The organism is Streptomyces sp. NPDC087428, from assembly GCF_044744085.1.
Classification (GTDB): Bacteria; Actinomycetota; Actinomycetes; order Streptomycetales; family Streptomycetaceae; genus Streptomyces.
In genome coordinates this window covers 127803-150718 of record NZ_JBIUXR010000011.1, presented here as the reverse complement: position 1 = coordinate 150718, position 22916 = coordinate 127803, and the positions used below count along the sequence as shown (strand labels likewise).

The following is a 22916-nucleotide window of genomic DNA, read 5'->3' as shown; positions in this document are numbered from 1 at the left end:
CGTGGGCCGGCTGACCGGTGGGGACCCGTCGTTGCTGCGTCGGATCAATTCCGCGGTGGTGCTGCACGCCCTCAGGGGCGCCGGCTCCCCGACCCTCACGGACCTGACCCGGATCACCGGTCTGTCGCGGCCGACGGTCGAAGGTGTCGTCGAGGGGCTCTTCGAAGCCGGCCTGGTCGTCGAGTCGGCGCCCGACGGTGCCGAGGCACGACGGCAGGGCCGTCCGGCCCGCCGGTTCCGGTTCCGTGCCGAGGCCGGACATCTGCTGGGCATCGAGATCGGGCCGCACCGCGTCTCGGCGCTGCTGTCGGGTCTGGACGGCCGGATCATCGGCGCCGGTTCACGTGAGGTGTCGGAGACCGCCTGCGCCGACGATCGCCTCGACAAGGTGCGGACCGTGGTCGCCGAAGTCCTGCGGCGGACGGGGGTGGCCCGCAGCAGTCTGCGGGCGGTCGGGGTCGGCAGTCCGGGCATCGTGGAGGCCGACGGCACCGTCCGGCTGGGCACCGCGCTGCCGGACTGGACCGGTCTGGCGCTCGGTGAGCGACTGCGGCGTTCCTTCCGCTGCCCTGTTCTCGTGGAGAACGATGCGAACGCCGCAGCCGTCGCGGAGCACTGGAAGGGCGCGGCCACGGAGTCCGACGACATCGTGTTCGTGCTGGCGGGGCTGAGTCCTGGAGCGGGTTCCCTGATCGGGGGACGGCTGCACCGCGGTTTCGGCGGTGCGGCCGGCGAGATCGGTGCGCTGCACCTCCTCGGCCGTGACGTCACTCCGGAGAGGCTGCTGTCCACGACGGACACGCCGCTGGACCCGCTTGACGAGCATGCGGTGGCCGCCGTGTTCGCGAAGGCGCGGCACGGCGACGAGCAGGCGCAGGCGGCGGTCGAGCGGTTCATTCAGCGGCTGGTCCACGATGTGGCGGCGCTGGTGCTGGCGCTCGATCCCGAGCTGGTGGTCGTCGGGGGGTGGGCAGCCGGACTGGACGGAGTGCTGGACCCGCTCCGCGGTGAGCTGGCGCGCTACTGCCTCCGGCCCCCGCGGGTGGCACTGTCGCTGCTCGGCGAAGCCGCTGTGGCCACGGGTGCGCTGCGGCTGGCACTCGACCACGTCGAGGAGCAGCTCTTCGCGGTGGAGGGAACGGTGACGGCCCGCCGCTGAGTGCGACGGGCCGGAACAGTGCGGATCCTGGCGGGTATCCGGGAGGCAGCGCGTCAGGAGGCCTGGCGCTCCTGCTCGTGGTGGCTGATCTCCACGTCGCCCGAGTCGCCGAAGGTGAGCCGGCAGGTGTCGGCCCGGTAGGTCGCGATGGAAACGGCCGCCGTGCCGCCCGCGGCGAGGTAGCGAGTGGTGACGACGAGGACGGGAGCGCCGGGAAGCCGGTCGAGCTCCTTGGCATCGTCCGCGCGGGCCGAACCGAGCTCCACCGAGCGGTCCTGGCCGTCGAGCCCGAGCCGGTGCAGTTCACGCACGACGCTGCGGGCCCTGGCGGTGCCGGACGGAGTGTCTATGGCGGACAGTTCGGGGACCGAGGACGACGGCACGTACAGCAGCTCCGCCGCGACGGCCTGCCCGTGGGAGGCGCGGATCCGGCGCACGATGTGAACGGGCTCGTCGCTCCCCACGTCGAGCGCACCGGCCACCGCCGCAGGTGCGGCCGCGGTCTGGCAGTCGACCGACTGCCACGCCTCGCCCGCGCCGCCTCCGGTCCAGTCGTGCTGAGCGGTGGAGACGGCCACGCCCACGCGCGGCGGCGCGACCGTGGTCCCGACCCCCCGGCGGCGCTGCAGTCTGCCTTCGAGTTCGAGCTGCTCCAGTGCCTGCCGGAGCGTGGCACGGGCGACGCCGAACCGGGCGGCGAGCTCCCGCTCGTTGGGAAGGATCTCCCCCACCGCAAAGTCCGAGTCGAGTGCCTCACTGAGCACGGTCTTGAGGTGCCAGTACTTCGGCTCCGGTACCGATTCCAGCTGCGTGGTCCCCACCCTTGTCCTCCGCAATCGCCCAGCGGCTTTTCCGCGACGTTATTTATTAAAGGTTCCTGTCTTAACGTTGCGACCATAGGACGGCACACCCCCTTGGTCAAGACCAATCCTTAGCCGGTAACGCTGTGAAACGGGGCTCTGCCGCAGAGCGTTCACAGGACGTTCGTGGACCGGTGCGCATCGCGCAGCACAAAGCCCCACGTCCGGGCAGGTCCGTGGGGCTTCCGAAGCGCTCCGGGCGGTTGTCGGCCGAGGGGGCCGGAAGGGGATGCGCCGGTTGGAGCGGCCGGCGGATCCGGTCGGCGGATCCGGTCGGCGGATCCGGTCGGCGGATCCGGTCGGCTATGCGTCGCCGAAAATAGCGAGTTTGTCAGGATTACGAACGATATACACACATTGGATAAGTCCGCCCCGTACATCGACCTGCATGACCGAATCGGGCTTTCCGCCGATGAGAACCAGCAGCGCCGGTCCGCCGTTCAGCTCCAGGCCGCGGACCTCCAGATCCGGGACCGGCCCCTGGGCGATCGCGTGAAGGAAGCGGGCGACCTTGTCCGCACTCTCCAGGATCCGCAACGGCGCCTTCGACTTCCCGCCGCTGTCACCGACGAGCCGTACGTCGGGCGCGAGGAGCGCGAGGAGCTCATCGAGGTCACCGCCCGCGGCCGCCGCGAGAAAGCGTTCCGTGAGGTCACGGCGGTGTACGGGATCGACGTCGTAGCGCGGCTTGCGCTCCTCCACATGGCGCCGGGCGCGCCCGGCGAGCTGGCGGACGGCGGCTTCGGTCCGGTCGAGCGTCGTGGCGATCTCGCCGTACGGAAAGCCGAAGGCCTCCCGCAGGACGAAGACGGCGCGCTCCAGCGGGGACAGTGATTCGAGGACGACGAGCACCGCGACGGAGACGGTGTCGGCCAGCACGGCCTGCTCCGCGGTGTCCGGCACGGCGGGGCCGAAGTCGGTGACGAGGGGTTCCGGCAGCCAGGGCCCGACGTACGCCTCACGCCGCGTCCGGAGCTGACGCAGCCGGTCGATGGCGAGGCGGGTGACGATCGTCACGAGGAAGGCGGACGGTTCGCGCACGTCCTCCCGCGCCGCGGACGACCACCGCAGCCATGCCTCCTGGACCACGTCCTCCGCGTCGGCGATCCGGCCGAGCATGCGGTAGGCCACCCCGGTGAGTACGGACCGGTGCTCTTCGAAGACGTCGGTCACGGTGTCGGCTGTCACGGCCCCATCCCAGCCGACCCGCCGCACCGTGTCCAGTTCGAATCGCGCGGCCCCCTTGAACTCCCGGCTACCTGGCGGTAATTGTTGTTGACGCATTGTCTAAGCCGCCTGCGGGCACGGCCGTCCCGTGCCGGAAGAACCGGGAGCATCTCCATGGCAGCCACGGTCTCGTTCACCGTCGAGTCACCCCGGGGACCGCGGACCGTGTCCCTCGCGTACGAGCGGACGGGTGCCGGGAAACCGCTGCTGCTGCTCCACGGCATCGGCCACCACCGCCAGGCCTGGGATCCGGTGGCCCCCGTCCTCGCCGTGGAGCGGGACGTGATAGCCGTCGACCTGCCCGGTTTCGGGGCCTCCCCCGCGCTGCCCGACGGTGTCCCGTACGACCTGGCGACCGTGGCACCGCTGCTCGGGAACTTCTGTGAGGCGCTGGGCCTGGACCGCCCCCATGCGGCGGGCAACTCGCTCGGTGGGCTGCTGGCGCTGGAACTGGGGCGCGAGGGGCTCGTGCGCTCGGTGACGGCGCTCTCGCCCGCCGGATTCTGGACCGAGCGCGAGCGGCGCTACGCGTTCGGCACCTTGCGTGCCATGCGGCTGGCCGCCGGTTCGATGCCGCTGCCGCTCATAGAGCGGCTCTCCCGCACCCCGGCCGGCCGCACCGTCCTGACCAGCACCATCTATGCCCGGCCCGGCCGCCGTTCAGCTGAGGCGGCGGTCCTGGAGACGGTCGCGCTGCGCGAGGCGACCGGGTTCCGCGAGACGCTGGCCGCCGGACGCGAAGTCCGGTTCACCGACGACGTACCGGAGCTACCGGTGACCATCGCGTGGGGCAGCCGCGACCGGTTGCTGCTGCGCCGCCAGGGCATCCGGGCCAAGCACACCGTCCCCGGCGCCCGGCTGGTCCGGCTGCCCGGCTGCGGCCATGTCCCGATGAACGACGATCCGGCTCTCGTCGCGCGGGTCATTCTCGACACCAGCCGCTGACTCCGTCCCGGACCGGCGCCGGCGCAGAACGCCTGACCCGAGCGCCACCCCCAGCCCGACCAGACAACTGCCCGCGGCCTGTGCGACACCGTACGAACCGGTGCCGACCAGCGGGGCGGTGAGCGCGGCGGAGACCGGGATCAGACCGGAGAAGAGCGTGGCGCGCTCGGCGCCGATGCGCTGCATGCCCATGTACCAGCAGACGAATCCGACGACCGTGACCACCGCGGCCTGCCAGAGCAGCGCCGCCGTCTCGCCGGGCGAGGGCACCCGCAGGAAGCCGCCGCCGTCCAGCACCAGCCCCAGCACGGCCGACTCCGCGGCGGCGATCACACAGACCGTGGCGGACAGCAGTTTCGGGCCGAGCGGACGCAGTACGGGTACGGCGATGACGGCGAAGCCCACCTCACCGGCGAGCGCACCGACGGAACAGACCATGCCCGCCGTGTCGGTGCGGCCCCAGCCCTGCACCGTGAAGGCCCCCGCGGCGACCAGCGCGGCGGCGTAGAGGACCGTGCGGGCCGGACGGCGCCCGTCCAGCAGCGGAACGAGCACCGCGACGAGGATCGGGGCGCACCCGACGAAGACTCCCGGAACGGCAGGTTCCGCACTCCGCTCGGCGGCCAGGACGGCCAGGTTGAAGCCGACCATCCCGACAGCCGCGAGCAGTGCCAGCCGCGCCCACTGCCGGCCGCTGAGCGTGCGCAGCACAGCAGTGGGCGGAGGCGCTCCACCTCGCCGCAGAAGGGGCAGGAGCAGCAGGCCGGCGAGTCCGTAGCGCAGCGCCTGGCCACCCGCGTACGGATAGTCGCCGAGGACGCTGTTGGCGGTGAAGGAGGCACCCACGAGGGTGCAGGCGATGGCGGCGAGAAGGGCCCCGCGCAGGTAGGTCACGTTCATGGCACCGACGCTAGGCAGCCGGGCGGCCCGGCTTAAGGTCCACTTCCATGACGTCTTCGGGGACCAATCCAGCACCGGACAGTGGCGGCAGCGGCCGGGGGCCGGTCTCCGCCGCGTGGGAACTGCTGCTTCCGGCGGCGTCCGCCCCGGCCCGCGGGCGCGGTCGCGCCCTACAGTCGGCGCTGCGCGAGGCGGTCCGGTCCGGCCGGCTGACGCCGGGGACCCGGCTTCCGTCCAGTCGTGAACTCGCCGCCGATCTCGGGCTCTCCCGCGGGCTGGTCACCGAGGCGTACGAGCAGCTGACCGCCGAGAGCTATCTGCACAGCGGGCGCGGGGCGGGAACATGGGTGAGCGGATCGGTGCGGGCGGCGGCGGACCGGGCCCACGATCTCGCCCCGCGCGCCCCCGGCACGCTCGTCGACTTCCGGCCCGGCACCCCGGACCTCTCGCTCTTTCCGCGCAGCGCCTGGGCCGCCACGCACCGTTCGGTGCTCGGCAGGCTGCCGCACAGCGCCCTGGGCTATCCCGATCCGCGGGGGCTGCCCGAGCTGCGGATCGCCCTCGCGGCCCTGCTGACGAGGCGTCGCGGGGTGGTGGCCGATCCGGAACGGGTGCTCGTCTGTTCGGGCGTGGCACAGGCGACGACCCTGCTCGGATTCGTGCTGCGGGAACGCGGTATGCGCACGGTCGGCGTCGAGGATCCCGGGAGCCCCGAACACGCCTCTCTCTTCGCCTCGACGGGGCTGGCCACCTCCCGGCTGCCGCTCGATGACGAAGGGCTGGCCACCGAGCCGCTCGCGCGCTCCGGGGTCCGTGCCGTGATGACCACCCCGGCCCATCAGTTCCCCACCGGAATCGCGTACTCCGCCGCCCGCCGCAGTCTGCTCCTGGACTGGGCGAGGAGCGTCGACGGGGTGATCATGGAGGACGATTACGACGGTGACTTCCGCTACGACAGGGCGCCCGTGGGCGCCCTGCAGGGTCTGGATCCGGAGCACGTGGCGTACACCGGGTCGGTGAGCAAGTCGCTGGCACCCGGGCTGCGGCTGGGGTGGCTGCTGGCACCGGCGTCGATGACGGACGAGATCGTCGACCGCAAACGCACGATGGATCTCGGCAACCCTGCCGTCGACCAGGCGGTACTCGCCGACTTCATCACCCGGGGCGGCTACGACCGTCAGCTGCGACGCTGCCAGCGCGCCTACCGGGAGCGCCGCGACGTCCTGACCGCCGCACTGGCCGAGCACTTCCCCGGCACCGAGGTCAGCGGTATCGCCGCGGGACTCCACATCATCGCCCGGCTGCCCGAACGGTACGGTCCCGAGGCCGGTTTCGCCGCCCGTGCCGCCGGTGCCGGCATCGCGCTGCGGCTGATGAGCGACTGCGGAACCGTGCGTCCCGCGGACCGTTCCGTGAACCTGGTGCTGGGGTACGCGCACCTGGCGCCGGCGGACATCGCGCGTGGTGTGCGGTTGCTGGCCGAGGCCCGGCGAGGTCTTCACTGATCGGCGTCGATGACTCCGGGGGCCGGGTATTCACCTGGCGTTGGTGTGCCCGTCTCCGTCGGGCGCGAGGGTGGCCGGGTCGATCAGGACCGCTCGCCCCACCCGCTGCCCCGGAGGCGCTTCGATGCCGTACCGTCCGCGAATTCCGTCCCCCGGCCGCCGTACCGTGCTGCGTGGTTCCCTCGCCGCCTCGGCCGCGTTCAGCCTTCCCGCGGTGGGCGCGGCGGCCCCCGCCTTCGCGCGGTCGGGCCGGCCGGACGCGGCCTGGGGTGTGCAGGTGGGCGATGTCACGGCGTCTTCCGCCCTCGTGTGGGTGCGCTCCGACCGTCCGGCCCGGATGGTGGTGGAGACGTCGGCGACCGAGTCGTTCCGCCGCCCGCGCCGCTGGCACGGTCCGCTGCTCGGTCCCGGCTCGGACTTCACCGGGACGACACCGCTGTACGGTCTGCCGGCGGGTGAGCAGGTGCACTACCGGGTGACGCTCGCCTCCCCGGACGACCCTCGCCGCACCGGTGAACCGGTGTACGGGACCTTCCGCACCGCGCCGGCGCGACGCCGGGACGGAGTGCGGTTCCTGTGGTCCGGGGACATCGCGGGACAGGGCTGGGGCATCAACCCGGACATCGGCGGATACCGGGTGTACGACGAAATGCGCCGCCTCGACCCGGACTTCTTCCTGTGCAGCGGCGACAACATCTACGCGGACGGGGTGATCGAGCCCAGTGTGCCGCTGCCCGACGGCCGTGTCTGGCACAACATCACCACCGACGAGAAGGCGAAGGTCGCCGAGACCCTGGCCGAGTACCGGGGCAACTTCCGCTACAACCTCCTGGACGAGAACCTCAAGGAGTTCAACGCACAGGTGCCCTCGATCATCCAGTGGGACGACCACGAGGTTCGCAACAACTGGTACCCCGGGCAGATCCTCGACGACGACCGGTACACCGAGAAGAACGTGGATGTGCTCGCGGCCCGCTCGATGCGCGCCTTCCGCGAGTACTTCCCGGTGTCGACACCGCACCAGCCGTCGGGTACCGACAGGGTGCACCGGGTGGTGCGGCACGGTCCGCTGCTCGATGTGTTCGTGCTGGACATGCGGTCCTTCCGCAACGCGAACTCCCCCGGCCGGCAGCCCGACGACACCACCGGAATCCTTGGCTCCGCGCAGTTGGCCTGGCTTGAACGCGAACTCTCCCGGTCCAGGGCCGTGTGGAAGGTGATCGCCGCGGACATGCCGCTCGGCCTGGTCGTGGCGGACGGCACGACGGACTTCGAGGCGGTGGCGCAGGGCGATCCCGGGGCACCCCTCGGCCGCGAACTGCAGATCGCCGAACTCTTGCGGTACATCAAGCACCACCGGATCACCGGCACGGTCTGGCTGACAGCCGACGTGCACTACACATCGGCCCAGCACTACGCCCCCGAGCGGGCGGCGTTCAAGGACTTCGCGCCCTTCTGGGAGTTCGTGACGGGCCCGTTGGCCGCCGGGCAGTTTCCTTCCAATCCGCTCGACGGCACATTCGGACCCGATCAGGTGTTCGTTCAGGCCCCCGATCGGGCGAATATGTCACCGATGGAGACCCCGCCCCTCTTCGGCGAGGTCGATATCGACGGGGACAGTGGCGAACTGACGGTCCGGCTGCGGGCGCAGGGCGGCGCCGTCCTGTTCAGCAAGGTGCTGCAGCCGGGGCGAGTGGGGCAGTGAGCGGGAGGCCCTGACCGCGGCTCCGGGGCGGGGTGGGGCGGCCGGGCGGAGCGGAAGTTCCGCCCGGCCTCCCGAAAGCGCCCCGGACCGGTTGTCAGTGGTGGGTTCTAACGTTTTCTCCATGACCCGATCCGTTCAGGCGCTGGCCTACTCACGTCCGTCCCTTCTGAAGTCCTCGCAGGCCGGGCAGTTGCTCGGTCTGGAGACAGCGGGCGGGCTCACGCCGCGCGGCGCCGAGCCCCATCCCCGGTTCTTCGAGGGTTTCCTCACCTCTCCTCAGGTCGCGGCCCGCGGGCTGCTCGCGGTGGCCGACGTGGCGGCCGCGCGCTACTACCAGCGGACGCTGCTGTCCTCGCTCGACCCGGTGGTGACGGGAAACGGCGACCGGCTGCGCTTTGAAGCGTTCTCCGGCTGCTGCGGGGTGTACGCGCGGCTGGACGTACTGCGGGAGGGCCTGGACGGGGCCCGGACGGGTCACGGCACAACCAATGTGGATGTGAACAATCCGCTGCGCGAGGCGCTTTCACGGATAGCGGGCGACGATCCGCTGCATCTGCGGGTGGGCCCGCAGGAGATGGCGGTCACCACCCTGGAGGGTCCCGTCGTGGAGAAGAAGGTTCCGTTGCCGGACCGGTGGCTGCGGGGCTTCGCCGAGGCGCAGGTGGCCTCCGCCGCTTTCGACCTGCGGGCCGAGCTCCCGGCGGCGGAGGCCGTCCGGTTCCTGCGGTCGCTGCCCCGCTCCTCGGGCAACGCGTCGCGAGGCGCCCAGTGGGTGCTTCCCGCCGGGAAGACCCTGCGACCGACGACGAGGCCGGTGGCGGGGGCCGTCTGTCTGCCGGGGCCGCAGCGGCTCGTCTCGCTCCAGCGGGTTCTCCGGCACGCGACGGCGCTGCGCGTGTACGGCCCGGTGGCCGACGGCGCCGCCGCCGCGAGTGCCTGGGAGGTGGTGCTCCCGGGGATGCGGCTCACCCTGACGCTGTCGCCCGAGGCCTCCCGCGGCTTCTCGGGCGAGGGCGGAGTGCTGGAGGCGCTCGCCACCGATGACGCCGCGGCCGACGCCGAGCTGATCTCCGTGCTCCTGGCCTGGGAGCCCCGGATCGAGCCGGCCGACCTGGCCGAGCAGTCGGGCCTGCCGGTGGAACGGGTGCGGGCGGCGCTCGTCCGGCTGGGTACGGCGGGCCGCGTGGGCTACGACCTCGCGGACGCGGCCTACTTCCACCGCGAACTGCCGTACGACGCGGACCGGGCCGAACGGCACAATCCGCGGCTGGTGGCCGCGCGACAGCTCGCCGAGTCCGGTTCGGTCGTCCTCGACGGCGACCTGGCGGCCGTGGTCTCGGGCGAGCACCGCTACCAGGTCCGCGAGAAGGCCGGTGCGCTGAGCTGCACCTGTCAGTGGTGGGCCGACTACCGGGGCCGCCGCGGCCCCTGCAAACACGCACTGGCGGTCCGGATGACCCGCCGGGGCGCGACGGCCACCGCGGGTGCGCGATGAAGGAGCTGCTCATCGCCGTGCGCGAAGGCCGCCATCGGGACGTTCCCGCCCTGCTCGCCCCGCTTGACCGGCCCGAACGCAGGCTGGCGCTGACCGAGTTGAAGGCGGTACGCAAGGAGGCGCGGGAGTGGGAATGGCGCGAGCGCACCAGGGCTCAGAAGGCCGTACTGGTGGCCGGTGCGGGCTGCCACACCGGAGCCGCGGGTTGCGCGACCTGGATCGGGGCCCGGGAGCTGCGCGAGTGGGCGCGTACCCCCTACCCGTGGGTGCTGGAAGTGCTGGCCGACCGCGATCCGGCCTGGCTCGCCGACCTCGCCCGACGGCTGGCTGCTCGCTCCATCGAGTCCGAGGCAGAGTACCGGCTCGTGCTCGAACTGGTCCGGATGGCGGACTGCCCGCTGCCCGTCTCCGACGGCATCGTCCGTGGCTGGGCGGAGCGCGTCAGCGGGTCGCGATGGCAGCGGCGGCCGCACCCGCCGCTGACCGACATCCTGCGCACCGAACCACACCTCGACGTACTGGCGCCCCACCTCATGGACATGCCTGAACTGCCCGCGTCAGTGGCCTGGAGCGGCGATGCGGACCAGGGTGCCCACTGGCCGTCCGCGCTGACGGCCCTCGCCGCAGAGGGCCTGCTGGACCGAACCCTTCTCCTCGACCGCTGCACCACCCGCCTGCTGCGCGGCGGGAAGACCGCCGACCTGCGCTTCTGTCTGCTGCTGCTGCGTGGTCTCGAACCCACGGTCCAGGAGGAGGCCGAGCGGGTCGCGGACTGGATCGCCATGGCCGCGGACGGCCCGTCGCCGGTGGCCGGACACGCACAGGAGGTACTCGCCCGGCTGGACGGTCACAACAGGCTGTCCGTCGCTCAGCTGGCCGACGTCTCGGGTGCGGTGCTCTTCCGTACGGAGAAGAAGCTGGTCACTTCCCAACTGGTGCTGCTGGGAAAGGTGCTGCGCCGCAACCCGTCGGTGGCCGGACAGCTGCTGCCCGTGGTCGCCGAGGCGTTCGGACACCCGGACATCGGGATCCAGGAGCGCGCGCTCAAGCTCGCCGCCCGCCACCTTCCCTCGATCCCGTCCACCGCCCACCAGGAACTGGCGCACATGGCAGCCCAGTTGGGGCCGGTGCACCGTTCGGCGGCCCTCTCGGTGTTCGGTGATCTGCTCGACGCGGAGCCGGCCGGCGACGCCTACGAGGAGATCCTGCCACCGGCCCCCGTCCCACGGCGTCTCGCCCCGGCGCCGGAGAACACGGCCGAGCTCGTCGAGGACGTGGTCGCCCTGGCGCGGTCCGGGTCCTGGGAGGTCACCGACTTCGAACGGACTCTGGACGGACTGATCCGGTGCGCCCACACGGACCGGACGGCCCTGACCGAAGCTCTGCGCCCGGCGCTCGCCGGGCAGTGGTGGGCGGGGGCCGGTGAGCAGGACGAGATCGACCGGCGGTTCGGCAGGAATCACGACGGCCGGCACCTCGTCGCCGCGTCTCTCCTCGGACGGATCTCCGAACGGGCGATAGCCCAGGGCCGGGCCCGAGGGACGGGGACGGGCGCCTGCTTCCACGCCGCCCTCGACGGCGTGCTGTACGCACGGCTGTGGGAGGCCGCCGCCGCGGTACGGACCGGGGAACTGCCCTTCCTGCTGGCGACGCCCACCTGGCACACCGGGTCCCTGGACCCGGTGGAGCTGGTCGGCCGGCTGCGCCGCTATCAGGAGCTGGGGATCGAGCCGGGGCCCGCCGACTTCTCCCAGGCCCTGCTGCGCGTCCGGCGCGGCGATGGTCACGAGGCCGCCGATCAGGCCGCCAGGCTCGGCACCGTGGAGGGCGACCGGCTGGCCGCGTGGATCCGGGCGGACGAACCGGTGGCACCGGTGCTCCGCCGCCACGTGGAGGCCGAAGTACCCGTGCCCCAGGGCTGGTTCCAGCAGTCGGCGACGGGGGCGCGGCGCATCCTCCTGGCCACCAGGGAACGCCGCGTCATCCAGCAGGAGTTCCCCCGCGCCTTCCACTGGCTCGGGCGACCGCACTCCCCCACGCAGCAGAGCTGCTACCACTGGGCGACCAGTGCCCCGCAAGGGATGGCCGCACTGCCGGAGGACGGCGAGACACTGGCGGCCTGGCTGCTTCCTTCCATCACCACGTGCGTCGAGGAACAGCGCGGGGGCGCCTGGCCCCTGCCGGCTCTCGTCGAGACCGGAGGACCCGTTGCGGGCGCCATTCATCTCGCACTGGCGTACGGTCTCGGGGCCCGCTACCCGGAGGACCGGCTGTCGGCGGTGGACGCCCTGCTGCTCCTCGCCGCCCGGGGCCGCCTGGATGCGGCGCTGCTCGGCAAGGAGCTGACCGTGCTCATCGACCGGGAGCTGGTGAAACCCGGACGGCTGGCGAGCTCGGCGGCTGCCGCCGCGGCCACCGGCGCGTACCGAACCGTGCTCTCCGTCCTGGTCCCGGTGCTGCCCGCGCTGCTGTCCCGCGAGCGTGCTCCCCGGGGACTGAGTGACCTGCTCGCCGTGGCCGCGGAGTGCGCGGAGCACGGTGGCCCGCCGAAGACCGGGCCGATAGCCGGCCTCGGCACGGCCGCCGCGCGTGGCGGGTCGACGCAGTTGGTGCGGCAGGCGGCGCGGCTGGAGGCCGCCTGGGGCCGGGCGGCTGCGTGAGCCCTCACCGGGCATGGCGGCTCGAACACCCTGGTCAACCGGCCAAAAACAGATGATAGGCGACCAGATGCACACTTAACCCATCGGTCACAAGTCGTTCGTGATCAGGCAACACCACTCCGTCACAGTGAAGGCATGACTGATGTGACATCCGCGAAGAGTTCCCGCCGCCCCCACCACTGGCGACGGGATCTCATCGAACTCGCCGCACTGTTCACCGCGGTCGCCGTTGCCGACGCGATCGCCAACCTGATCGGGCACCAGCCGGACGGGCCGTATCTGCTCATCGCCTCGGCCCTGGCGCTGACCGCGACTGCCGCGTTCCACACCTGGTGGGCGCGGCGGCACAGCCACGCGCCACCGCCGGATTCCGCAGGGGCGTCCAACCCGCACGGCTCCGCCACGCAGCCGCTTGCGGCGGGCGTCTGCCCGGCGCCGGTTACCGGGTCCGGGGAGACGGCGCTGTGGCGGATGCGTACCACCGTCAGGGACGCCCCCGGCAGCCTGGCGGCGCTCTGCATCGTCCTGGCCGAGCACCGGATCGACATCCTCACCCTGCAGACGCACCCACTGGCACAGGGCACGGTCGACGAGTTCCTCCTGCGCGCCCCCGCCACGCTTCCGGCAGCGCAGCTGACCCGGGCGATCTCCGCCGCGGGCGGCAGCTCCACCTGGATCGAGCGCGCCGACGCCCACGACCTGGTGGACGCTCCGACCAGGGTGCTCGGCCTCGCCACCCGCACCGCGCTGGACGCAGCGGAACTCCCCCTCGCCCTGCGCCAGCTGCTCGGCCGGTGCACCATCCACTCGCTGCCCGCCGTCTCGATCACCGGACGCGCGACCGGGGAGACCGCGCCCGTCGAAGGGGTGCTGGAGGAGACGGTGATGCGGCTGCGTGACCCGTCGGGCGGCGTCATCACCGTCGAGCGGTCCTATCTCCCGTTCACTCCCACGGAGTTCGCCAGGGCGCGCGCCCTGGTCGAGCTCGACGCCCGGCTGGGCCCCCGTGTTCCGCGCAGCGAGCACGTGCTCACGCTGCCAGAGGGCAACGAGATCACCGTACGCCGGGCGGACAGCGCCGATCTCGAAGCGGCCCGAGCCATGCACGACCGCTGCTCGGAGCAGACGCTGCGGCTGCGCTACCACGGCCCGGTCCGCGACGCCGACCGCTATCTCGACCACCTGCTGAGCCCCCGATTCGGCCGCACACTCGCCGTGCAGACGGCCTCCGGCCGGCTGGTGGCCCTCGGCCATCTGCTCTGGGACGGCGACGAGACCGAGGTCGCCCTGCTCGTCGAGGACGACTGGCAGCGCCGGGGCATCGGCTCCGAGCTGCTCGCCCGCCTGGTTGCCCTCGCCGTCGAGGCCGGCTGCGAGAGCGTCTACGCCGTCACCCAGGCGTCCAACACCGGCATGGTCGCCGCCATGCGAGCGCTCTCGCTGCCGCTCGACTACCAGATCGAGGAAGGCACGCTGGTGATCACCGCCCGGCTGAACGCGGCTCCGGTACGGGCCCTGCCCCTGCCCCCGCACCAGCAGGCACACCACTGAAGCCCTGGCGTACGGGCTCCTCACCGCTCAGCGCCTGACAGAGATCGGCCCAGATGTCCTCGACGTCCTCCAGGCCGACCGACATCCGCAGCAGCCGGTCACCGACCCCCGACGCCTGCCGGTCTCCCTCGTCCACAATGCGGTGGCTGATGGAGGCGGGGTGCTGGATCAGGCTGTCCACGCTGCCGAGACTGACGGCGGGCGTGATGAGCCGTACCCCGGCGATCACCCGGTGCGGGTCCCCGAAGACCTCGAAGGAAACCATCGCACCGCCCAGTTCCGGGTAGTGGACGCGGGCGATCCGCGGGTCGGCGGCCAGCCTGCGGGAGAGTTCCGCGGCGCTCGCGGACGCGGCCCGCACCCGTACCGGCAGCGTGGACAGACCGCGCAGCAGCAGGTACCCGGCCATCGGATGCAGCACGCCGCCAGTGGCGAAGCGCACCTGGCGCAGCCGGGCGGCGAACTCCTCGTCGCAGGCGACGACCCCGCCCATCACGTCCCCGTGGCCCCCCAGGTACTTCGTCGCGCTGTGCAGCACGAACCGCGCGCCGTGCTCGACGGGCCGCTGGAGCACCGGTGTCGCGAAGGTGTTGTCGACGAGCAGCGGCACGGAGCCGCAGGAGTGCGCGACCGCCCGGATGTCCACCTCTTTGAGCGTCGGATTGGCGGGCGTCTCGACGATGACCAGGCCCGTGTCGGGCCGGATCGCGTCGGCGATGCCCGCCGGGTCGGTCCAGGTCACCTCGGTGCCCAGCAGCCCGGCGCCGAGCAGGTGGTCGCTGCAGCCGTACAGCGGGCGGACCGCCACCACATGGCGCAGTCCGATGCTCGCGCGGGCCAGCAGGACGGCGGTGAGCGCCGCCATGCCGCTGGCGAACGCCACGGCGCTCGCGGCCCCTTCGAGCCGGGCCAGGGCCGTCTCGAACCGGGCGGTGGTCGGGTTGTCGAGCCGGGCGTAGACCGGCGGCCCGTCGAGCCGGGCGCCGGTGGTGGCGAAGGAGTCGATCCGCGCCGCCTCGCCCCTGGAGTCGTACGAGGGGTAGGTGGTGGACAGGTCGATCGGCGGGGCGTGCAGGCCGAGAGCCGCGAGGTCGTCGCGTCCGGCGTGCACGGCTTCGGTGGCAAGCGCCCTGGACCGGGTTGTCGTCGAGGGCGCCATCGAGGATTCGGTGTCCATGTCACCAGTCTGAACACAGGCCGGGAGATCCGGACCAAACCCCGTGCTACGTTCGGTGGATGACCGATTCCATCGCTCTGGACACGGTGGATCTGCACATTCTGCGCCTGCTGCAGAACGATGCCCGGACCACCTACCGCGATCTCGCAGCCGAGGTCGGGGTCGCCCCGTCGACCTGCCTGGACCGGGTCACCCGGATGCGCCGCACGGGCGTCATCCTCGGGCACCAGCTGCGACTGGATCCGGCCAGAATGGGACGCGGCCTGGAGGCCCTGCTGTCCGTGCAGGTCCGGCCGCACCGCAGAGAGCTCATCGGCCCGTTCGTCGAGCGGATCAGGACGCTGCCCGAGTCCCGGGCGCTCTTCCACCTGACCGGTCCCGACGACTATCTGGTCCATGTCGCCGTTTCCGATACGGCCGACCTGCAACGGCTGGTGCTGGACGAGTTCACCTCGCGCCGCGAAGTGGCCCGGGTGGAGACCAGGCTGATCTTCCAGCAGTGGGAGTGCGGACCGCTGCTGCCCCCCTCGGCCCCAACGGCCGGGCCGGGCACATGTCAGGCCTCAGAGCCCGATTGATGGTGACGGGAGGCCCCTCTCCGTATGAGGATGTCCACATGTCAGACACTCCTAGCAGCGCGCTGCCCCGCCAGGTCGCCGACGCCTACGTCGACGCGTTCATCCGGCTCGACCCGATTTCCGGCACCTTTCTCGGTGTCGCGGAAAGCTCGCGCCGCCTTCCCGACTTCTCCCCCGCCGGCCAGGAAGCGCTGGCCGAACTGGCTCGCGCCACGCTCGCCCGGCTGGACGCCGCGGAACAGCTGCCCGGTGCGGCCGACGACACCGAGCGCCGTTGCGGCCGCCTCCTGCGCGAGCGGCTGACGGCCGAACTCGCCGTCCACGAGGCCGATGAGTCGCTGCGTGCCGTCTCCAACCTGCACTCCCCGGCGCACTCGGTCCGTGAGGTGTTCACCGTGACGCCCACCGAGACGGACGAGGACTGGGCGGCGGTCGTCGACCGGCTCCGTGCGGTTCCGGCCGCGCTCGCCGGCTACCGGGAGTCGCTCGCGCTCGGTCTGGAGCGCAAGCTCCACGGCAGTCCGCGCGCCACGGCCACCTTCATCGACCAGCTCGACGAGTGGGTCGGCGACGGTACGTCGGGGTTCTTCCAGGACTTCGCCGCCGCGGGCCCGGCCGCCCTGCGCACCGGTCTCGACGACGGTGCCCGGCAGGCCGCGCAGGCGCTGGAGGAGCTGCGGCAGTGGATGCGCGAGGTGTACGCCCCCGCCATCGAGGGCGCACCCGAGGTGGTGGGGCGTGAGCGGTACGCCCGCTGGTCGCGCTACTTCAACGGCACCGACCTCGACCTCGACGAGGCGTACGCCTACGGCTGGTCCGAGTACCACCGGCTGCTCGCCGAGATGCGGACCGAGGCCGAGAAGGTGCTGCCCGGCGCGGGCCCCTGGGAGGCGCTGGCCCATCTCGATGTGCACGGCAAGCACATCGAGGGGGTCGACGAGGTCCAGGCGTGGCTGCAGGGGCTGATGGACGAGGCGATCGAGGCCCTGGACGGCACGCACTTCGAACTCGCCGAGCGGGTCCGCAGGGTGGAGTCCCGGATCGCCCCGCCCGGCGGCGCCGCGGCGCCGTACTACACGGGTCCGTCCGAGGACTTCTCCCGCCCCGGCCGCACCTGGCTGCCGACCATGGGCGAGACCCGGTTCCCGGTGTACGACCTGGTCTCCACCTGGTACCACGAGGGTGTCCCCGGTCATCACCTCCAGCTCGCCCAGTGGGCCCACGTCGCCGAGAGCCTCTCGCGCTACCAGGCGTCCATCGGCATCGTCAGCGCCAACGCGGAGGGCTGGGCGCTGTACGCGGAGCGGCTGATGGACGAGCTGGGCTTCCTCCCCGACGCCGAGCGCCGCCTGGGATACCTGGACGCGCAGATGATGCGCGCCTGCCGGGTGATCGTGGACATCGGCATGCACCTGGAGCTGGAGATCCCGGCCGACTCCCCGTTCCACCCCGGTGAGCGGTGGACGCCCGAGCTGGCCCAGGAGTTCTTCGGCAACCACAGCGGCCGGCCCGCCGACTTCGTGGAGAGCGAGCTGACCCGCTACCTCTCGATGCCGGGACAGGCCATCGGCTACAAGCTGGGTGAACGCGCCTGGCTGCTCGGCCGGGAGAACGCCCGCGCGGCGCACGGGGACTCCTTCGACCTCAAGTCCTGGCACATGGCCGCCCTTTCTCAGGGGCCGCTGGGTCTGGACGATCTGGTCGACGAGCTGTCGAAGCTCTGACCGGACCGGCGGGCCGGGCCCGGGACACCCCGGTCCGGCCCGCCGTTGTCAGCAGCCGCAGTCCTCGGAGCTGGCCGGCGCGGTGAGTGGGTCGGCCCCGCGCCGGCCGGGCCCCTGCCGGGTCTCGAACCCGAAGCCCTCGCGCACCCAGTACTCGAAGCCGCCGAGCATCTCCTTGACCCGGTAACCGAGTTCGGCGAGGGCGAGCGCGGCCCGGGTGGCACCGTTGCAGCCGGGCCCCCAGCAGTAGGTGACCACGGGCACGGCCGGGTCGAGCAGTTCGGGTGCCCGCTCGGTGATGAGCGCCGTCGGCAGGTGGACCGCACCGGGAATGTGCCCCTGGTCCCAGGAGGCGGTGGAGCGGGCGTCGAGGAGTACGAAGCCGGGGTCACCGCCGGCCGCCAGCGCGGCGGCGACGTCGGAGGCATCGGTGTGGAGGGCGAGCGAGGCCGCGAAGTGGGCGGCGGCCGCGGCCGGAGCTGCGGGCGGCACCCGGAGCACGGGGTGGCCGGCAGTGGTGGCGGGCTGCGATGTCATGGTCGAAAACCTATGGCCGAAGGCACCCTGCCGGAAGATGAGATCCCCGGCAGAGGACTTGATCCGCCGGGCATTTCACTGTTCTCTCGACGTATGACCGACTATTCCCCGGATGACACCGACTGGCGCATCCTCGATGTCCTTCAGCGCGAGGGCCGCGCCACGTTCGCGGAGCTCGCACGGGCGGTGGCAATGTCGTCGAGCGCCGTGACGGAGCGGGTGCGCAGGCTGGAGGAGGCCGGAATCATCAGCGGGTACGCGGCGGTGGTCGACCCGGAGCGGCTCGGGCTGCCGATTCTCGCCTTCGTCCGGCTGCGTTACCCGAACGGCAACTACAAGCCGTTCCACGATCTCCTCGACGCCACGCCGGAGATCCTGGAGGCCCACCATGTCACCGGCGACGACTGTTTCGTACTGAAGGTGACGGCCCGCTCCATGAGCCATCTGGAGGCGGTGTCCGGAAAGATCGGTGCGCTGGGGTCCGTCACCACGAGCGTCGTCTACTCCTCGCCGCTGCCGCGGCGGGCGGTCAGCCGCTGACCCCGTCCGCAGCCCGGTGGCGCACCGCGGATCCGTGGCGTTCCTTCACCACTTCGAGCTGGGCCGGGATGCGCCGGCGCAGGTCCGCGACATGGCTGACGATGCCGACGCTGCGGTCCCGCTCCCGCAGCGAGTCCAGCACGTCGAGCACCTCGTCGAGGGTCTGGTCGTCCAGGCTGCCGAAACCCTCGTCGATGAAGAGAGTGTCCAGGCGTACGCCGCCGGCCTCGTCGGTGACCACGTCGGCGAGGCCGAGTGCCAGGGCGAGCGAGGCGAAGAACGTCTCACCGCCGGAGAGCGTGGCCGTGTCGCGTTCACGGCCGGTCCAGGCGTCGATGACGTGCAGTCCGAGCCCGGCCCTGCGGCCACCGGTGCGGGCGTCGGAGTGGACCAGGGTGTACCGGCCGGACGACATCCGCCGCAGCCGGGCGGTGGCGGCCGCCGCCACCTGTTCGAGACGGGCCGCCAGGACGTAGGACTCCAGCCGCATCTTGCGTTCGTTGTCCGCCGAGGTTCCGGCGGTGAGCCCGGCGAGCCGTGCGATCCGCTCGTACTCCTCGCGTACCGGGCCCAGTGCGCGTACCTCGTCCGCCGCGCGCCGGGACAGCCTGCCGAGTTCGGTGCAGCGCTCCCGCGCCGCGGCGTGGGCGCCCGCCGCGGCCCGCAGCAGCCGCTCGGCCGTGTCGAACACCGGCTGCGCGGCATCCGGGGCGGCCGGGGGCCGGCCGGCGGCGGCGCGGGCTTCCGTCTCGGCGAGCCGGTCGGCGACCGCCGCGGCCTCGGCCTGCCAGGCGTCGATCCGGTGCTGGAGCTCTCGCTGCCGGGAGTCGGGGAGCATCGTCCCGGCGGCGTCCTGCGGGGTGTCGAAACCAGCCCGGAACGCCGCGTCGGCGAGCCGGTCGTCGGCCTCCTTCAGCCGCGCCGCCGCGCTCTCCTCCTCGCGCAGCGTCGCGGCCGCCTCGACGAGCAGGGCGACCCGGTGCTGAAGGAGGGCGGCGTGCTCGGTGACGCTGCCCGCCGCGCCGCGGGCCTGTGCCAGCACCTCTTCCAGGGCTGTCTGTTCGGCGTCGAGCCCTTCGCGCCTGGAGGTACGGGCCGCGGCCCGGCGTTCGGCCTGCTGCCGGGCCCCGGCCCGCTGTTCCTGCTCGCGTTCGGCGGCCGCGAGGGCTTCGCGCGCCGCGTGCGTCCCGGTGGCGGTCCGGTAGGCCTCGGTGTGCTCCCGGGTCAGTGTGTCCACCAGATCGGTGAGCGCTCCGACCGTCGGCTCGGCCGCCCGGTCCCGGCCGCCCGCCGCGTCCGCGGCCTGCCCGTCCCCGGTCTCCGCGGCCTCCGCACGAGCCGCCGCATGGCGCTCACGTTCGGCCGCGAGCGCGTGCTCCGCCTCGGTGCGCGCCTGTTCCGCACGCCGGTGGGCGGCCTCCGCGGCGTCCTCCACGGCCTGGTCGACGTGTCCGTCGCCGGCACGGGCGGGCAGCGGGTGGTCGGGCGAGCCGCAGACCGCGCAGGCCTCGCCGTCGGCCAGTTCCCGGGCGAGCTCCGCCGCGATGTCGCGCAGCCGCCGTTCGCGCAGGCCGAGCCAGGCCTCGCCGGTGGCGAGGGCACGCTCCCGGGCCGCACCGAGGCGCTCCTCTGCGTCCGACACCCGTGCGGCCAGCGCGTCCCTGCGCCGGGCCGCGTCCAGACGGCGGCGGGCCGGGTCGAGCCTGCCGGCGAGGAGTTCGGCGCGGGTCGCCGCTTCCTGGGCCGCCTCGATGCGGGTGTGCAGACGGTTCCGGGTGGTTTCCCAGCCGGCCAGCCAGCTCTCGGCGTCCCGGATCAGTTCGTCGTCCGCGCGGGCCTGCCGTTCCAGCGCGGTCCGTTCGCTGTCGATCTCGGCGCCGCGCCGTTCGGCACGACGTGCGGCGTCCAGACCGCCGAGTTCCTCACGGAGTCTGCGTTCCAGCGCCGTCAGCTGTTCGGCACCCGCGTCGGCCAGGTCGCCGGGCAGTCCGGCCCGGGAGCGGTCACGGGCCGCGTCCGCCCGCCGGTGCGCCCGGTCGGCCTCCTCGCGAAGCTCCAGCGCGGGGGCGACGAGATCCGCCTTGCGGGCACGCTTCAGCCGCTCCTGTGCCTGATCGTGCCCGGCGCGGCCGGCCTCCACCGCGGTGGCGCGCCGCCGGGTCTCCTCGTACCGCTGCTGGAGTCCGGCCAGTTCGCGTGCGGTGTCCAGGGCCAGCCGGGCGGCCGTCTGCCGGCTCTCCGCCGCGCTCAGCACCGACGCGGCGATGTCGAGGCGTTCCCGGGCGCTGCTGCGCGCCGTCGCGGCCCATTCCAGTACGGCGTCCGCGAGCCCCGGTTCGCCCGGCTGGATGCCGGGCAGCGGGCACTCGCTCGCGGCGGGCCCTGCCGCCTGGGCAATCCGCTGGGCGATGGCGAGGATCCTCTCGTCCCCGGCCCTCACCTGTGTCCCGGCGGCCCGGCGCAGCTCGGCGAGGTGCTCCTCGACGGCGGCGAAGCGACGGGTGTCGAAGAGCCGGCCGAGCAGTTTGCCGCGCGCCTCGGCGTCGGCGCGCAGGAAGCGGGCGAAATCGCCCTGCGGCAGGAGGACCACCTGACAGAACTGGTCCCGGCTCATCCCGATGAGCTGGGTGATCTCCTCGCCGATCTCCTGGTTCGAGCGGCTCAGCGCCCGCCACCCCTCGTCGGGGACGTACTCGCGCAGCCGGCTCTGCGCCTTCTCCGTGGTGTAGCCGTCGCCCTTCTTCTTGGGGCGGGTCTGGGCGGGGCTCCGGGTGATCTCCAGGCGGCGTCCGCCGACGGTGAGTTCGAGCCGGATCTCGGTCAGCAGGTCCGGTGGGGCGTGGTCGCTGCGCAGGGAGGTCCCGGGGCTCTGCCGGGCGCCGGGCACGGCGCCGTACAGTCCGTAGCAGACGGCGTCGAGGACCGAGGTCTTGCCGGCGCCGGTCGGTCCGTGCAGCAGGAAGATCCCGGCCGCGCAGAGCGCGTCGAAGTCGATCTCCTCGGTGGCGCCGAACGGTCCGAAGGCGGTGATGCCGAGCCTGTGGAGCCTCATCGGTTCACCTCGCGCACGCTGTCGTCGACCCGTACGTGCTCGAAGGCGCCGCGCAGCACCGTCCGCTCCGGCTCGTCGATGCCGTACCCGCCGCGGACATGGGCCACGAAGTCCTCCGCGATGCTCTGGTCGTCGCGTCCGCGCAGCCGCTCGGCGTAGGAGCTCCGCGGGTCCTCGGGGGCCCGTTCCGGTTCGAAGGCGAGGCTGAGCGTGTGCGGGAACCGCTCGGCGAGGCGGGCCATCGGCTCGGCCGGGCGGACGGGGTCGGTGAGGGTGGCCTCCACCCAGGAGAGTTCGTGCCGGTCCAGGGCCGGGTCGTCGAGGAGGGTGTCGAGACGGCCGCGGAGCCTGGCGAGCGGGCGGGGCACCGGGCACTCGATCCGTCGCGCGTCGATCGCACCCGCGGCGTCCAGGTCGATCAGCCACATCGTCTTGCGGTGGTCGGCCTCGGAGAAGGAGTAGGCGAGCGGGGACCCGGAGTACCGGACGCGTTCGGTGACGGTCTGGCAGCCGTGCAGATGTCCCAGCGCCACGTAGTCGACACCGTCGAAGACCCCGGCGGGGACCGATGCCACCCCGCCGACGGTGATGTCGCGTTCGCTGTCGCTCGGCTCGCCGCCCGCGACGAAGGCGTGGGCGAGGACGACTGAGCGGGTGGTGTCCGCCCGCGTCCCGAGGTCGGCGCGGACCTGGTCCATGGCGGCGGTCAGCACGGCCTCGTGCCCGGACCGCTCGGCCTTGAACAGATCCTTGACGAGGGCGGGTTCCAGGTACGGGAGCCCGTAGAACGCCACGTCGCCGTGCGCGTCCGCGAGCACGACCGGGGTACCGCAGTGCGCGGGATCGGTACGCAGGTGGATGCCGGCCCGCCCGATGAGTCCGGCGCCGACGCCGAGCCGGCGGGCCGAGTCGTGGTTCCCGGAGATCATCACGGTGGGGACACCGGCCGCGGCGAGCCGGTGCAGCGCGTCGTCGAAGAGCTGGACGGCGGAGAGCGGCGGCACCGCCCTGTCGTACACATCACCCGCCACCAGTACGGCATCGACCTCGTGGTCACGGACCGTCGCCACCAGGTGGTCGAGGTAGGCGGCCTGGGCATCGAGCAGCGAGACCCGGTGGAACGACCGCCCAAGGTGCCAGTCCGATGTGTGCAAAATCCTCAAGACCAGGCTCCGACCTGCATGTTTCGCTTCCTCCACCCATGGGGTCGCGCCCCTTGTACTCCGGAGCGGCCCGGACCTGGCGGCCGGTGCCCGTCACACCCGCGCGGCCCTGCCCCTGGCCCCCCGCGCACCACAGTA

The 22916-nt window shown here is 72.6% G+C and carries 16 protein-coding genes and 1 pseudogene; 10 read left to right on the top strand and 7 right to left on the bottom strand.

From position 1 onward, the window contains the following. The first annotated feature begins 1 nt into the window (after nucleotide 1). A complete protein-coding gene (locus ACIO3R_RS24295) occupies nucleotides 2-1159 on the top strand; it encodes an ROK family transcriptional regulator (protein ID WP_363023645.1) in 1158 nt (385 codons plus the stop codon). 53 nt (nucleotides 1160-1212) lie between these two features. On the opposite strand, the gene ACIO3R_RS24290 is transcribed toward ACIO3R_RS24295, so the two are convergent. Both ACIO3R_RS24290 and ACIO3R_RS24285 read right to left on the bottom strand, forming a co-directional pair. Next, nucleotides 1213-1980: a GntR family transcriptional regulator gene (locus ACIO3R_RS24290; protein WP_385347218.1), complete on the bottom strand. Its 768-nt coding sequence runs from the start codon at nucleotides 1978-1980 to the stop codon at nucleotides 1213-1215. A 342-nt stretch (nucleotides 1981-2322) separates the two neighbouring features. Further along, on the bottom strand, nucleotides 2323-3207 hold the full coding sequence (locus ACIO3R_RS24285) for an RNA polymerase sigma-70 factor (RefSeq protein WP_385027934.1): 885 nt from the start codon (nucleotides 3205-3207) through the stop codon (nucleotides 2323-2325). A 153-nt stretch (nucleotides 3208-3360) separates the two neighbouring features. Here ACIO3R_RS24285 and ACIO3R_RS24280 point away from each other — a divergent pair, with 153 nt between their 5' ends. Beyond that, nucleotides 3361-4191: an alpha/beta fold hydrolase gene (locus tag ACIO3R_RS24280; protein WP_402108608.1), complete on the top strand. Its 831-nt coding sequence runs from the start codon at nucleotides 3361-3363 to the stop codon at nucleotides 4189-4191. Nucleotides 4192-4242: 51 nt separating this feature from the next. On the opposite strand, the pseudogene ACIO3R_RS24275 reads toward ACIO3R_RS24280, so the two are convergent. Then, nucleotides 4243-5091: pseudogene (locus tag ACIO3R_RS24275) on the bottom strand (EamA family transporter); the annotation flags it as partial. 47 nt (nucleotides 5092-5138) lie between these two features. Between ACIO3R_RS24275 and ACIO3R_RS24270 the strand changes: the two are divergent. The 5 genes from ACIO3R_RS24270 (at nucleotide 5139) to ACIO3R_RS24250 (ending at nucleotide 14007) form a co-directional block, all read left to right on the top strand. After that, nucleotides 5139-6596 carry a PLP-dependent aminotransferase family protein gene (locus tag ACIO3R_RS24270; RefSeq protein ID WP_402108606.1) on the top strand — a complete coding sequence of 486 codons (1458 nt, stop codon included), beginning with the start codon at nucleotides 5139-5141 and terminating at the stop codon, nucleotides 6594-6596. Nucleotides 6597-6720: 124 nt separating this feature from the next. Continuing rightward, entirely contained in the window at nucleotides 6721-8301 is a 1581-nt protein-coding gene (locus ACIO3R_RS24265) for an alkaline phosphatase D family protein (RefSeq protein WP_402108603.1), read from the top strand. A 121-nt stretch (nucleotides 8302-8422) separates the two neighbouring features. Beyond that, on the top strand, nucleotides 8423-9796 hold the full coding sequence (locus ACIO3R_RS24260) for an SWIM zinc finger family protein (protein WP_385027918.1): 1374 nt from the start codon (nucleotides 8423-8425) through the stop codon (nucleotides 9794-9796). Further along, a complete protein-coding gene (locus ACIO3R_RS24255) occupies nucleotides 9793-12456 on the top strand; it encodes a DUF6493 family protein (protein WP_402108600.1) in 2664 nt (887 codons plus the stop codon). The genes ACIO3R_RS24260 and ACIO3R_RS24255 overlap by 4 nt, the downstream gene beginning before the upstream one ends. Before the next feature lie 135 nt (nucleotides 12457-12591). Beyond that, nucleotides 12592-14007, top strand: coding sequence for a GNAT family N-acetyltransferase (locus ACIO3R_RS24250; protein ID WP_402108598.1), 1416 nt, complete (start codon nucleotides 12592-12594; stop codon nucleotides 14005-14007). Here the strand turns inward: ACIO3R_RS24250 and ACIO3R_RS24245 are convergent. Then, nucleotides 13937-15184 carry a trans-sulfuration enzyme family protein gene (locus tag ACIO3R_RS24245; RefSeq protein ID WP_402108595.1) on the bottom strand — a complete coding sequence of 416 codons (1248 nt, stop codon included), beginning with the start codon at nucleotides 15182-15184 and terminating at the stop codon, nucleotides 13937-13939. The two genes, ACIO3R_RS24250 and ACIO3R_RS24245, sit on opposite strands and share 71 nt — an antisense overlap. A 59-nt stretch (nucleotides 15185-15243) precedes the next feature. Here ACIO3R_RS24245 and ACIO3R_RS24240 point away from each other — a divergent pair, with 59 nt between their 5' ends. Then, nucleotides 15244-15762 (top strand): Lrp/AsnC family transcriptional regulator, encoded by a 519-nt coding sequence (locus tag ACIO3R_RS24240; RefSeq protein WP_385027906.1) that lies wholly within the window; start codon nucleotides 15244-15246, stop codon nucleotides 15760-15762. Nucleotides 15763-15800: 38 nt separating this feature from the next. Next, nucleotides 15801-17486 carry a DUF885 domain-containing protein gene (locus ACIO3R_RS24235; RefSeq protein WP_402108593.1) on the top strand — a complete coding sequence of 562 codons (1686 nt, stop codon included), beginning with the start codon at nucleotides 15801-15803 and terminating at the stop codon, nucleotides 17484-17486. A gap of 48 nt (nucleotides 17487-17534) precedes the next feature. Here the strand turns inward: ACIO3R_RS24235 and ACIO3R_RS24230 are convergent, their stop codons facing one another. Next, nucleotides 17535-18023 carry a rhodanese-like domain-containing protein gene (locus ACIO3R_RS24230; protein WP_402108590.1) on the bottom strand — a complete coding sequence of 163 codons (489 nt, stop codon included), beginning with the start codon at nucleotides 18021-18023 and terminating at the stop codon, nucleotides 17535-17537. A 93-nt stretch (nucleotides 18024-18116) separates the two neighbouring features. Here ACIO3R_RS24230 and ACIO3R_RS24225 point away from each other — a divergent pair, with 93 nt between their 5' ends. Next, nucleotides 18117-18563 (top strand): Lrp/AsnC family transcriptional regulator, encoded by a 447-nt coding sequence (locus ACIO3R_RS24225; RefSeq protein ID WP_385042005.1) that lies wholly within the window; start codon nucleotides 18117-18119, stop codon nucleotides 18561-18563. On the opposite strand, the gene ACIO3R_RS24220 is transcribed toward ACIO3R_RS24225, so the two are convergent. Together ACIO3R_RS24220 and ACIO3R_RS24215 are read right to left on the bottom strand one after the other, a co-directional pair. Continuing rightward, nucleotides 18553-21615 carry an AAA family ATPase gene (locus ACIO3R_RS24220; protein ID WP_402108588.1) on the bottom strand — a complete coding sequence of 1021 codons (3063 nt, stop codon included), beginning with the start codon at nucleotides 21613-21615 and terminating at the stop codon, nucleotides 18553-18555. The genes ACIO3R_RS24225 and ACIO3R_RS24220 overlap by 11 nt on opposite strands. Beyond that, nucleotides 21612-22778 carry an exonuclease SbcCD subunit D gene (locus ACIO3R_RS24215; RefSeq protein ID WP_402108586.1) on the bottom strand — a complete coding sequence of 389 codons (1167 nt, stop codon included), beginning with the start codon at nucleotides 22776-22778 and terminating at the stop codon, nucleotides 21612-21614. Before ACIO3R_RS24215 ends, ACIO3R_RS24220 begins: the two co-directional genes overlap by 4 nt. Nucleotides 22779-22916 lie beyond the last annotated feature (138 nt).

Excerpts from the sequence above, each read along its gene's own strand:
- ACIO3R_RS24280 (WP_402108608.1), top strand. The coding sequence starts at position 3,361 with ATGGCAGCCACGGTCTCGTTCACCGTCGAGTCACCCCGGGGACCGCGG.
- ACIO3R_RS24270 (WP_402108606.1), top strand. The coding sequence starts at position 5,139 with ATGACGTCTTCGGGGACCAATCCAGCACCGGACAGTGGCGGCAGCGGC.
- ACIO3R_RS24265 (WP_402108603.1), top strand. The coding sequence starts at position 6,721 with ATGCCGTACCGTCCGCGAATTCCGTCCCCCGGCCGCCGTACCGTGCTG.
- ACIO3R_RS24260 (WP_385027918.1), top strand. The coding sequence starts at position 8,423 with ATGACCCGATCCGTTCAGGCGCTGGCCTACTCACGTCCGTCCCTTCTG.
- ACIO3R_RS24255 (WP_402108600.1), top strand. The coding sequence starts at position 9,793 with ATGAAGGAGCTGCTCATCGCCGTGCGCGAAGGCCGCCATCGGGACGTT.
- ACIO3R_RS24250 (WP_402108598.1), top strand. The coding sequence starts at position 12,592 with ATGACTGATGTGACATCCGCGAAGAGTTCCCGCCGCCCCCACCACTGG.
- ACIO3R_RS24245 (WP_402108595.1), bottom strand. The coding sequence starts at position 15,184 with ATGGACACCGAATCCTCGATGGCGCCCTCGACGACAACCCGGTCCAGG.
- ACIO3R_RS24240 (WP_385027906.1), top strand. The coding sequence starts at position 15,244 with ATGACCGATTCCATCGCTCTGGACACGGTGGATCTGCACATTCTGCGC.
- ACIO3R_RS24235 (WP_402108593.1), top strand. The coding sequence starts at position 15,801 with ATGTCAGACACTCCTAGCAGCGCGCTGCCCCGCCAGGTCGCCGACGCC.
- ACIO3R_RS24230 (WP_402108590.1), bottom strand. The coding sequence starts at position 18,023 with ATGACATCGCAGCCCGCCACCACTGCCGGCCACCCCGTGCTCCGGGTG.
- ACIO3R_RS24225 (WP_385042005.1), top strand. The coding sequence starts at position 18,117 with ATGACCGACTATTCCCCGGATGACACCGACTGGCGCATCCTCGATGTC.
- ACIO3R_RS24220 (WP_402108588.1), bottom strand. The coding sequence starts at position 21,615 with ATGAGGCTCCACAGGCTCGGCATCACCGCCTTCGGACCGTTCGGCGCC.